The organism is Kordia sp. (genome assembly GCF_045105435.1).
Lineage (GTDB): Bacteria > Bacteroidota > Bacteroidia > Flavobacteriales > Flavobacteriaceae > Kordia.
Genome location: NZ_JBGCDL010000149.1, coordinates 1 through 11,064, shown reverse-complemented (window position 1 = coordinate 11,064; position 11,064 = coordinate 1). Strand labels below are relative to the sequence as shown.

Below are 11,064 nucleotides of genomic sequence, written 5' to 3'. Positions count from 1 at the left end.
GTAGGTTCGGCACGTTTACGACGTTGTCTCTTTTGTTGCTTAGGTTCTTCGAGTAATAACCCTTTTGAAGTTGCTTTGTCAACGGCTGTTCCTATGGCATACCCGATAGCAGCACCAATAGGTCCACCAAGCGTCCATCCTAACGCGCCTCCAATCCAGCTTGCAAATCCACTCATATAGTTTGTTTTTACCAAAGATACATTTTCCCAAGAAAAAAATATTCACCAGCACTATATTTCTAACGAATCACTGCTTTTTTTACCTTTCTTTAACACAAAAACAGTATTTCAGAATTCGGCTTCAAAAGGATTAAATCCGTATCTTTGCAACATTATTAATGAATTTAACTCAAAAGATTATGTATCCACCAGAATTGGTAAAGCCAATGAGAGCAGATTTGACTGCCGTTGGTTTCGAAGAATTACACACGGTAGAAGCTGTTGATAACGCTTTGGCAAAAGAAGGAACAACGCTAGTAGTTGTAAACTCTGTTTGTGGTTGTGCAGCAGCCAATGCAAGACCTGGCGCAAGAATGTCTTTAGATAATGATAAGAAACCAGATAATTTAGTGACTGTTTTTGCAGGAGTTGATAGAGAAGCAACCGATAAAGCAAGAGGTTTTATGGTTCCTTTTCCACCTTCTTCTCCAAGTATGGCATTGTTTAAAGATGGACAATTGGTACACATGTTAGAGCGTCACCATATTGAAGGAAGACCAGCAGAAATGATTGCTGAGAATCTTAAAGATGCCTACAACGAGAACTGTTAATACATTCTTATCGAACACATTATAAAAACCACGCTTTTTGCGTGGTTTTGCTTTTTATTTTTACCAGATTACTAAGTACCTACATCGTGAAGTTTTTATCGTATATATTCTCAAGCATTTATTTGCTTGTTTTTGGATTGTTATTAGTTATTTTTCATGGAATTCAATGGATTTGCCTAAAGTTAGGCGGACACAATGGACATAATTGGAGCGTGAATGCCTTTCAATTTAGTCTCATGTGTTGCCAACGTATTCTAGGAACGCGTTACAAACTTCGGAATTTGCATACTTTAGATTTGGACAGGCCTTTAATTATTGTGTCAAATCATCAAAGCATGAACGATATTGCTCCTCTAATTTGGCTGTTTAAAAAGCACTACCCAAAGTTTATAAGTAAAAAAGAATTGGGCAAAGGCATTCCTGGCATTTCTTTTAATTTGCGTCACGGTGGCGCTGCTTTGATCGATAGAAATAATCCGAAACAAGCCATTACAGAAATCATTCGCTTTGCAAAGTATGTGCACAAAAACACGTATACTGCTGTTATTTTTCCGGAAGGAACTCGCAGCAAAACAGGCGATCCAAAGCCGTTTAAAACGAAAGGTTTGCAGGTGTTATTTAAGTACATTCCGAACGCACAAATTGTTCCTGTTACAATCAATAATTCGTGGAAAACAACCAAATATGGAAGGTTTCCATACGGATTGGGCACAAAAATTACCATTGATGCACACCAACCTATTTTATTGAGTGATTATCCTAGAAATAAATTTGATGAACTCATTGAACATATCGAAAAAGTAGTTACAAAATCGATTGTTATTGCGTAGTTTTATAGCTGAATTTATTCTGTAACACATCTTTCAAAAACACATCCTTATGAGCGCCACTAAAGCAGCCATTATTGCAAAAACCATCACTTTTGTTCAAGAAACGTTGGCAAATGCCGAAGGCGGACACGATTGGTTTCATATTGAACGTGTATACAAAAATTCATTATTGATTGCGAAAGAAGAAACCGTAGACGAATTTGTGGTGAGTTTGGGCGCGTTATTGCATGATATTGCCGATTCAAAATTTCACAACGGTGATGAAAAAATTGGACCCAAAGTAGCGCGTAATTTTTTGGAAAGTATCGCTGTGGCGGAAGATGTCATAACACATGTTGAAAATATTATTACTAACATTTCATTTAAAGGCGGAAATTTCGATCAGCAGTTTACGTCACCTGAATTGGACGTAATTCAAGATGCCGATCGTTTGGATGCAATTGGTGCTATTGGAATTGCACGTTGTTTTAATTATGGCGGATTTAAGAATAGAAAGTTACATGACCCTTCTATTGAACCAAACCTCAATATGACCAAAGAGGAATATAAAAAATCTACTACACCTACAATTAATCACTTTTACGAAAAATTGTTACTTCTCAAAGATAAAATGAACACCAACACAGGTAAAAAAATTGCGGAACAACGTCATGCATACATGGAACAGTTTTTAGCACAGTTTTTTGCGGAATGGAATGGGGAAGTTTAGATTTTGTTAGACAAAATATTGTTTATAATTTGGCTTGTAGAAATGTTTTCACGTTTCTTATTTTTCTCAAAATGATCACGTTTTCATAAATCATGCAATAGTATTGTTTTTTATTGGTTGAAGAATCCTTTACTTTCTATCCATTATAGATTTAAAAATCAAACTATTATGAAAAGTAACGCAAAGAAAACATTAAAACTTACCAAAAAAGGATGTTCTTGATAGTTAAAAACTAGCTACCTAATAACACATACAGTCTATTTTTCTATATCAAGAAAGACAGACTTTTTTTATTCTTATAACTTTCGATTGAATGTCATTTACATAGATTTTTAAAAAAATTTTAAAAAAGTGGGTAATGAAATTTCATAATGCACCCTAGTTATTGAAAACTTAAACTATTAATTCACAATATTATGAAAAACAGAGCAATTCAAACCCTAAAATTAAACAGTGTATCTATTTCTAATTTATCATCAATAAATGGTGGTCTTCAAGCTAACAATAATAACAATCAGCCTGTAAAAGGTGCTCCAAGCACCTCTGGACCAAGTTTAGAATGTGGTTACAGCAACGGTTGTCATACTAAAGGTTGTGCAAACGGCTAGTATTTTACAATAAGCGAACAGAACTCCTTTAAATTTTATATATGTAAAGTTTGAAGGAGTTTTTATAATACTATCAATCACGTTTTAAAACTTAATATGTATAATTCCGTTTGTAAATGTATGGATTGGCAAATCATTTCTATCAGTCAAAACTGCTCTAAATGTTCCTATCATATTGCTGTCGGTATGCGTTGTAATAGAGGTTTCTCGATCGCCCATTATTGGATCTGAACTGTATTCAATGCCGTTTTCAATCAATATAAATTCTTCTATTTGATTGGTTTCTTCTACAATAACATAAAATAAAAGCGTTTTGGTATTGTTGTCAAATGTGGCTTCTATCATGCGTTCATTGCTGTCTGCTGGATTTAGCATTACATTGTAATCTGTTAAAAAATAATCAGTTCCATTTAAATTAAAACTGATGGCATCTTGCAGAATTAGAGGTTCGTTATCATCATTGAATGAACAAGATAATAAAACAAATGCAATCATACTTACTACTATTTTTCTCATTGTGCTATTTTTAATTATGGTGTTTTGCACATTGAAAATTGGGAAACTTTCTTAAATGTATATAAAAGATTAATACGATGCTGAAATTAGTTCGTAAGCGTTAAAACGAATGTGTAAGCGTAGTTAAAACGAGGAATATTGACATTTTATTTTTTGATAAACTTCTTAATCACAGTCCGATTTTGAGTATCAACAACTTTCAAAAAATAAATTCCGTTTGTTAAAGTGCTTACATCAACTGTTGTTGAATTAGTTATAGAAACTTCTATTTTTTTACCCAGAATAGAATATATTTCTACCGTTTCAATTTGTGGAATTCCTTTAATATGTAACGTGTTTGATGTTGGATTTGGATAGATAGAAACGTTTATCAGTTCGTTTTCCGATGTAGATAAAGTTCGCGAAAATGTTGCTGAACTACAATCATTAGGAACGGTTACATATCTATAATCAGTTATATAACCAGAATGAAAACATTTTCCTAATGAAAAAATAAATACATCTTCAGCACTTGTAGCATTATTGCTTTTACTAATACTGCATGAATTTACAGGAAGATCAGCAGGAGGCAATGCATATTCTTCTACTGTATAAGGAATTCCTGTATAGTTACACCAAACCGAATAATCACTCACTTCAAATACGTCTTCAATAGCACTTGAGCTATTCTGTAAATCATCAAACAATGCATACGTATTTATAAAATTGTGTGCAGTTGTGAGCTCAAATTTTGTGGTTCCTGCACTGTTTCCAAATGTAAAATCAAAAAAGTCTGTAACGGTGAATTGATATTGTGACAAAAAATTGTCCAATTCGGTGACACCAGATTGCCCTGTATCTTTTAACGTTTGTACCCAACTCACGGATGTTTGTACTCGAAACTCCATTTTTTTATACGGTAAATTAACTGCGTTCACATGAAATTGAAATTCAGTAAATAATGAATCTATATCGGCTAAGTTTTGTGGATTTGAATATATCGCTGATAGTTTTTCCAGATAACCATCTACCCTAGCTTGTTCTAAAAAAGGATTGTCATAATCTGGATCACTTGGATTCCCTTTAATTTCTTGTAACACCAACAATTGAGCATCAAGCTCATAATTCTGTTGAATGAATGGATCAATAGTACATTGTGCAGATAAATGAAACGCAAACAAACAAAATACAACAGTTAAAAATCCTTTTTTCATGGTAATTAAGATTGGTAAATACTTAGTTATCAATATAATTATTATTGACTTCAAAACAACTATTTACGCCAAAATTTAACAAAAATCGTATTCGTGATGTATGTAAAGAAATAAAAAAGCTATCGTTTTTTCCTATTTTCCAGGAAAAGCTGCTTTGCGTTTTTCTAAGAATGCCGTAGTTCCTTCTTTGAAATCTTCCGTACCAAAACAGTTTCCGAATTCTGTAATTTCTGTTTCGTAACCATTTACGCCATCTTCATAGTTTGCATTTACCGCTTTGATTGCTCCGCGAATGGCAACTAACGAGTTTCGCATTATTTTACTCGCCAATTTGTATGCCAATGGCAATAATTCTTCTTGTGTTGTTACATGATTTACCAATCCGCATTGTTTTGCTTCATCAGCGCCAATCATTCCCGCAGTCATAACCATTTCCATGGCTTTTCCTTTACCTACCAATTGTGGTAAGCGTTGTGTTCCTCCATATCCTGGAATAACACCAAGTGATACTTCTGGCAAGCCCATTTTTGCATTATCACTGGCAACTCTGAAGTGTGCCGCCATTGCTAATTCCAATCCACCACCGAGCGCAAAACCGTTTACGGCAGCAATTACGGGCGTTCCTAAATTTTGTACTAAATTAAAAAGTAATTCTTGCCCTTTTGCAGCTAATCTTCCACCATCTTCCACCGAAAAATGTGCAAATTCACTAATATCTGCACCTGCTACAAATGCTTTTTCACCGCTTCCTGTCAATACAATCACTTTCGCTTCTGTGGAAGCATCTAAGGCTTCAAAAGCAGTGTGTAATTCTTGAATGGTATCTCTGTTTAGTGCATTTAATTTTTTAGGACGATTGATCGTAATTGTTCCAATTCCGTTGTCTTCGTGTACTAAGATGTTTTCGTAGCTCATGGTGTTATATTTTTGGGAATGACACTTTAAATGTGGTGCCTTTATTTTCTTCAGATGTAAAAGTAATACTTCCTTCGTAAGTTTCTACAATATTTTTTACCATTCCGAGTCCTAATCCCATTCCACTAGATTTGGTGGTAAATTTAGGCTCAAATATTTTAGGTTCGTTTTCTTTTGTGATACCAATTCCGTTGTCTTTTACTGTAATTAGCACCATATTATCTTGTTCAAATACGCGCACATCTATTCGTGGCGGACGTTTTTCGGAAATGGCTTGAATGGCATTTTTTACCAAATTCGTAATCACGCGAATTAGCTGTGTACGATCAAACTTGACAATAATTTCTTCTTCGTCATACGAATAATTGATATAATCTTCATTAAAAAGATCCATTGCCAAACGTGTAATTTCAACCACATTTAGCATTTCGTTTTGTTGTGCTGGCATTTTTGCAAAGTTTGAAAACGCGGAAGCAATATTACTCATCGTATCAATTTGTTGAATGAGTATTTTTGTGTATTCGTTTACTTTGTCATGAATTTTTGGATCGTTCGGATCAAATTTTCGTTGAAAACTTTGTACTGTCAATCGCATTGGCGTCAACGGATTTTTAATTTCGTGCGCTACTTGTTTTGCCATTTCGCGCCAAGCTTGTTCACGTTCACTTTTTGCTAGTTTTACCGCACTTTCTTCGAGTTCGTCAATCATACCATTATACGCATTGATAAGATTGTAAATTTCTTGTCCAGCATCTTCCACAATAATTTTTTCATTGCGTTTGTTGAAGCGTGTCTGATCTAACTTTTCACCAATTTTCTTAAGCGATTTTGTAATGTATTTTGAAACGTAATATGCAAATACAATTGCAATGATTAGCATGACTACATAGGTATATCCTAAACGTGTTAAAAACTCTCGCAACTCATTGTCGCTAAATGTATTATCTAGCTTGTATTGCAGGTTTATAATTCCTAAAGGCTTCGATTTTGCATCGGTAATAATACTGTATGACGATTGATATTCTGTGCCATTTTCCAACACAATATCATCATAATGTTTGTCTACATTGTATTGTAAATTATTTAAAATTTTGGCAGGCAAACATTCTGTTATTCCTTCGCTTCTTATAGAGGTATCTGATGTTTTTAAGAAACCACCTTCTAAGTCGTATAAATTAAATATGACATTGTGAATGTCGGCAATTTTAAAGATTTCTTTCTGAAAAATAAGGCCTAAATTTTCTTCATTGACAACATAGGTTGTTTCAAAAAAGATAAGATATTTTACGTGTCCTTTTACTTGTTTTTCTTTTCGATCTAAACGGCGTAAATGATAATCGTTTGATTGTTCACTGTATTGATAAATGGTAACCAAAGCAATTAAAATAGACGCTACAAGAATCAAAAGAATCATGTAAGCAAATATTCTGGAACGTAATGAAAGTCTAGCAGGTTTCATGAATGTGGGTTTATCTTCTTGGCTTTTGCACAATAATCAAGCCAAATTACGCATTTGGATTCTTCTCGCGTATGCGTTGGTATAGCTTAAATCCGAGCATTAATAAAAATGCTAATACAAAAATTCCGATCACACCAAAAATCCAATTGATGGAACTTTTTAAAATGACCAAAAATATAACTGCAAATAATATAAATGTAGCGCCTTCATTCCAAATTCGCATAAAACTAGAGCTGTATCGCACATCATCACGCTGCAATTGCTTGAACATTTGGTGCGTTTTAAGATGGTATAAAATTAGTAAGCATACAAATCCTAGTTTTACATGCATCCAACCCAATTGCAATAATGACGAATTTGCAATGAGTAGCAAAATTGCAAAAAAAGTTGCCAATATTCCCGAAGGCCAACTAATAATAAACCACAAGCGTTTTGCCATTAATTTAAGCTGTTTTCCTAAAATTTCCTTTTCAGGAGATGGTTTGTGAAAGGCTTCAATTTGATAAACAAATAGGCGTGGAATGTAAAATAATCCCGCAAACCAAGTGACTACAAATATTAAATGTAGTGCTTTTATGTAACCGTAATATTCTAATAACATTTAGTCTTCTATGAATAAATAATTTAGTTTTTTCGCATTAAAGGCATCGTTAAACGCTTTTATTTCGTTGTCTACCAAATTGTTGAACTCACTTAGTTCTTTATTAATTTTTTGTGTCAACTCGTTTTTTACCGCAATATCTTGTTCCGTTGGTGCAAAATCGCCCATACTTACCAATGAATTTAAGTGTCCTAATTTATTTGTGAGACGAATTGGGAAATTCAACGGATCTTGTCCACTACGGTTTTTTGTTTGATACAATGCTTCTTCAATTGCTGTAAATTGCTTTTTGAGTTCCTTGGCTTTTTCCACCAATGCTGTTACGTTTTCATCGTCTTTATACTGCGCTGCAAAAGAAGTCAATTTTGCATTAATTTTTCTAATTTTTTTGATGGATTTGTGCGCGTTGTCCATTGTTGCATTGACATCTTTGATGAAATCGAATTGTTTTTGCATGTCCGCCAAGGTACTTTCAGCTCTTTTATCAGCCAAAATGGTAAACGGTTTGATCATTTCTACGGCATCAGTACCTTCTTTTTTTACGGTCAATTTTACTTTGTATTCGCCAGGAACTGCTCTTGGACCATTTAAACTTGCCCACCATAAAATCATACCTTTCAGCTTTTCTGTTCCTTTGTAAGTCATGTTCCACACAAACTGATTTCCTCCTTTTTCAACGTTGAGTTTGTCTTTCTTTTTGTTTTTTGTGCTGAATGTTTTTATAATATCTCCATTCGCTTCCATATACGTTAATGAAACCTCATCGTTTTCATCATAATCGTTTAGATAGAAATAGGTCATCACACCATTTGGATGATTCATTCCTTCGGTTTTGCTTCCTTTTTGAGAACCACCACGCATTCTGTAGGAGTCTTTTGGTTTGTACAGAATGTTTTCATTTTTTGTGATACCGTATTGCTGATGAATCACCGTTAAATCGTCAATAATCCAAACACTTCTTCCTTGCGTTGCTACAATTAAGTTATTTTCTTTTATGGTGAGATCGGTAATTGGAACAATTGGCAAATTCAACTGAAACGATTGCCAGTTTTTTCCATCGTTGAACGAAATGTACATGCCTGTTTCCGTTCCTGCGTATAGTAAACCTTTGCGTTTTGGATCTTCACGAACAACTCTTGTAAAATGCTCAGCATTGATTCCGTTTGTAATTTTTCTCCACGATTTTCCGTAATCTGTCGTTTTGTAGATATATGGAGTAAAGTCGCCCGTTTTGTATTTTGTTCCTGCTACATAACAGGTTCCTGCGTCAAAAGCACTTGGTTCAATGCTGTTGATCATCATCCAATCAGGCATTCCTTTTGGCGTTACATTCTCCCAGTTTTGTCCGCCATCTTTTGTAAGGTGAATTAATCCGTCGTCACTTCCAACCCAAAGTAAACCTTCTGTAAGTGGCGATTCTTGTGCAGCAAAAATAGTACAGTAATATTCTACGGAAGTGTTATCCTGTGTAATTGGTCCACCAGAAGATTTTAGTTTTTCTGGATCGTTTCGAGTTAAATCTGGACTGATAATTTTCCAAGATTGTCCTTCATTTTCTGTGACATGCACACGATTTGAAAATGTGTATAAACGATTCGGATTGTGCTTTGAGAATATGATTGGGAAATTCCATTGAAAACGATATTTCATCCCTTCAGCGCCATGTCCCATTGGATTGTCTGGCCAAACATTAATGGCTCTAACGGTTCCTGTTTTGTGGTTTTTTCGCGTGAGGAAACCATCATAACTTCCGCCATATACGATGTCATTGTCTTTTGGATCGACCGCAATATGTGCCGATTCGCCACCAGCCGTACTTTCCCAATCGTCATCTGAAATAGATCTACCATCGGTTCTGTGCGGAATTCGTATTGTGGAATTGTCTTGTTGTGCTACATAGATTCTATACGGAAAACTATTATCTGTAGTCACTCTATAAAATTGCGAAGTCGGTTGATTGTGATATGTACTCCAGGTTTCGCCGCCATCATAGGTAACTTGTGCGCCGCCATCATCACCAATAATCATACGTTTTGGATTTTCGGGTGCAATCCATAAGTCGTGATGATCTCCGTGTGGAGCGTTGTATGTGCTGAATGTTTTTCCGCCATCGGTACTTTTGTGATAGCGTACATTTAATACGTATACAACATCTGCATTTTCGGTATCTGCATATATACGCGTGTAATACCAAGCACGTTGGCGTAATTTACGTTCGCTATTGACTTGATTCCAGGTTTCGCCACCATCGTCGCTTCGGTATAATCCACCTTTGTCTTTATTTTCAACAATTGCCCAAACACGTTGATTGTTGAGTGGAGAAACCGTAACTCCAATGATTCCTAGAGTTCCTTTTGGGAATCCTTTTTTGGTAGAGATTTCTGTCCATGTTTCGCCACTGTCTGTACTTTTCCATAACCCTGAACCATCACCACCAGAACTTAAACTGTATGGTGTTCTGCGAATACGCCATGTAGAAGCGTATAGTATTCTTGGATTTGTAGGATCGATAAGTAAATCGACAACGCCTGCATCTGCATTGGCAAACAGTGTTTTTTTCCATGTTTTTCCGCCGTCAATACTTTTGTATACACCTCTTTCTTGTGATGATTTGTAGATATTTCCCATGACACCAGCGTATACAATATCTGGATTTGTAGGATGCACAGCCATTCTAGGAATATGTCTTGAATTTTTTAAGCCGGAAGCTGTCCATGTTTTTCCTGCATCGACACTTTTCCAAACGCCATATCCTGAAGATACGTTTCCGCGCACGGTTTTTTCGCCACCACCAACATACATGACATTTGGGTCACTTTTTGAAACGGTAATGGAACCGATACTTCCACCAAAAAAGCCATCAGAAATATTTTCCCAAGCGCGTCCGCCGTTGGTTGTTTTCCAAATTCCGCCGCCTGTTGCTCCAAAATAGAACAAGTTGGGTTTGTTAGGAACGCCTGTTACAGCCGCACTTCGTCCACCACGAAATGGACCAATAAGTCTGTATTCTAGGTTTTTATAATAGGTTTCGTCAAAAGTTTGTGCTTGTGCTTCTAGTTGGCTTGCTATGGTAAGAAATAGTGTTATTACAATGGTTGCGATTCGCATTTTTTAGGTTGGTTTGGTTTCAGAAACTAAAAATACGGATTATTCTTTTAGGGTGTTTTTGTTTTTTTGTTAATTCGTCTGTTGTTGGTTATTAATTTGTTTTATTTTTTCACCACGAATCCACGAATTTTTCAGCTTATTTGTGGGCACAAGTTCTAAACTTTTGCTAGCATTGGAATACTTTTATGTTATTGATAAAAGTTGTTTTGTGCGATGCTGAATTAAGTTTAGCATTACAATTTTTTTGTCTTTTCTAGGTCGTCAGATTGAGTGATTTTTTTGGAATAAAATGAAGAAAAATTGTATCGAAATCTAATTGGTATTATTGCTTTTTTACCACGAATTCACGAATTTTT

The 11,064-nt window shown here is 35.2% G+C and carries 10 protein-coding genes; 4 read left to right on the top strand and 6 right to left on the bottom strand.

Going from position 1 to position 11,064, the window contains the following annotated elements:
* Nucleotides 1-358: 358 nt before the first annotated feature.
* The 4 genes from AB8B65_RS07820 to AB8B65_RS07805 all read left to right on the top strand — a co-directional run bounded on the left by AB8B65_RS07820 (nucleotide 359) and on the right by AB8B65_RS07805 (nucleotide 2,916).
* A complete protein-coding gene (locus AB8B65_RS07820) occupies nucleotides 359-769 on the top strand; it encodes a BrxA/BrxB family bacilliredoxin (RefSeq protein ID WP_405300329.1) in 411 nt (136 codons plus the stop codon).
* An 86-nt stretch (nucleotides 770-855) separates the two neighbouring features.
* On the top strand, nucleotides 856-1,599 hold the full coding sequence (locus tag AB8B65_RS07815) for a lysophospholipid acyltransferase family protein (RefSeq protein WP_405300328.1): 744 nt from the start codon (nucleotides 856-858) through the stop codon (nucleotides 1,597-1,599).
* Nucleotides 1,600-1,648: 49 nt separating this feature from the next.
* Entirely contained in the window at nucleotides 1,649-2,308 is a 660-nt protein-coding gene (locus AB8B65_RS07810; RefSeq protein WP_405300327.1) for an HD domain-containing protein, read from the top strand.
* Between the two features lie 416 nt (nucleotides 2,309-2,724).
* A complete protein-coding gene (locus tag AB8B65_RS07805; protein ID WP_405300326.1) occupies nucleotides 2,725-2,916 on the top strand; it encodes a hypothetical protein in 192 nt (63 codons plus the stop codon).
* A gap of 84 nt (nucleotides 2,917-3,000) precedes the next feature.
* On the opposite strand, the gene AB8B65_RS07800 is transcribed toward AB8B65_RS07805, so the two are convergent.
* From AB8B65_RS07800 to AB8B65_RS07775, 6 genes are all read right to left on the bottom strand, one after another.
* Nucleotides 3,001-3,432 (bottom strand): hypothetical protein, encoded by a 432-nt coding sequence (locus AB8B65_RS07800; RefSeq protein ID WP_405300325.1) that lies wholly within the window; start codon nucleotides 3,430-3,432, stop codon nucleotides 3,001-3,003.
* Nucleotides 3,433-3,578: 146 nt separating this feature from the next.
* On the bottom strand, nucleotides 3,579-4,625 hold the full coding sequence (locus AB8B65_RS07795) for a T9SS type A sorting domain-containing protein (RefSeq protein WP_405300324.1): 1,047 nt from the start codon (nucleotides 4,623-4,625) through the stop codon (nucleotides 3,579-3,581).
* 132 nt (nucleotides 4,626-4,757) lie between these two features.
* Nucleotides 4,758-5,540 (bottom strand): enoyl-CoA hydratase/isomerase family protein, encoded by a 783-nt coding sequence (locus AB8B65_RS07790; protein ID WP_405300323.1) that lies wholly within the window; start codon nucleotides 5,538-5,540, stop codon nucleotides 4,758-4,760.
* Between the two features lie 4 nt (nucleotides 5,541-5,544).
* A complete protein-coding gene (locus tag AB8B65_RS07785; protein WP_405300322.1) occupies nucleotides 5,545-6,999 on the bottom strand; it encodes a sensor histidine kinase in 1,455 nt (484 codons plus the stop codon).
* 46 nt (nucleotides 7,000-7,045) lie between these two features.
* On the bottom strand, nucleotides 7,046-7,600 hold the full coding sequence (locus AB8B65_RS07780) for a CopD family protein (RefSeq protein ID WP_405300321.1): 555 nt from the start codon (nucleotides 7,598-7,600) through the stop codon (nucleotides 7,046-7,048).
* Nucleotides 7,601-10,708 carry a WD40/YVTN/BNR-like repeat-containing protein gene (locus tag AB8B65_RS07775; RefSeq protein WP_405300320.1) on the bottom strand — a complete coding sequence of 1,036 codons (3,108 nt, stop codon included), beginning with the start codon at nucleotides 10,706-10,708 and terminating at the stop codon, nucleotides 7,601-7,603. It abuts the gene before it with no gap.
* Nucleotides 10,709-11,064: the final 356 nt, after the last annotated feature.

Bases quoted from the DNA above. Each gene is read 5' to 3' on its own strand.
- AB8B65_RS07820 (WP_405300329.1), top strand. From the start codon at position 359: ATGTATCCACCAGAATTGGTAAAGCCAATGAGAGCAGATTTGACTGCC.
- AB8B65_RS07810 (WP_405300327.1), top strand. From the start codon at position 1,649: ATGAGCGCCACTAAAGCAGCCATTATTGCAAAAACCATCACTTTTGTT.
- AB8B65_RS07805 (WP_405300326.1), top strand. From the start codon at position 2,725: ATGAAAAACAGAGCAATTCAAACCCTAAAATTAAACAGTGTATCTATT.
- AB8B65_RS07800 (WP_405300325.1), bottom strand. From the start codon at position 3,432: ATGAGAAAAATAGTAGTAAGTATGATTGCATTTGTTTTATTATCTTGT.
- AB8B65_RS07795 (WP_405300324.1), bottom strand. From the start codon at position 4,625: ATGAAAAAAGGATTTTTAACTGTTGTATTTTGTTTGTTTGCGTTTCAT.
- AB8B65_RS07790 (WP_405300323.1), bottom strand. From the start codon at position 5,540: ATGAGCTACGAAAACATCTTAGTACACGAAGACAACGGAATTGGAACA.
- AB8B65_RS07785 (WP_405300322.1), bottom strand. From the start codon at position 6,999: ATGAAACCTGCTAGACTTTCATTACGTTCCAGAATATTTGCTTACATG.
- AB8B65_RS07780 (WP_405300321.1), bottom strand. From the start codon at position 7,600: ATGTTATTAGAATATTACGGTTACATAAAAGCACTACATTTAATATTT.
- AB8B65_RS07775 (WP_405300320.1), bottom strand. From the start codon at position 10,708: ATGCGAATCGCAACCATTGTAATAACACTATTTCTTACCATAGCAAGC.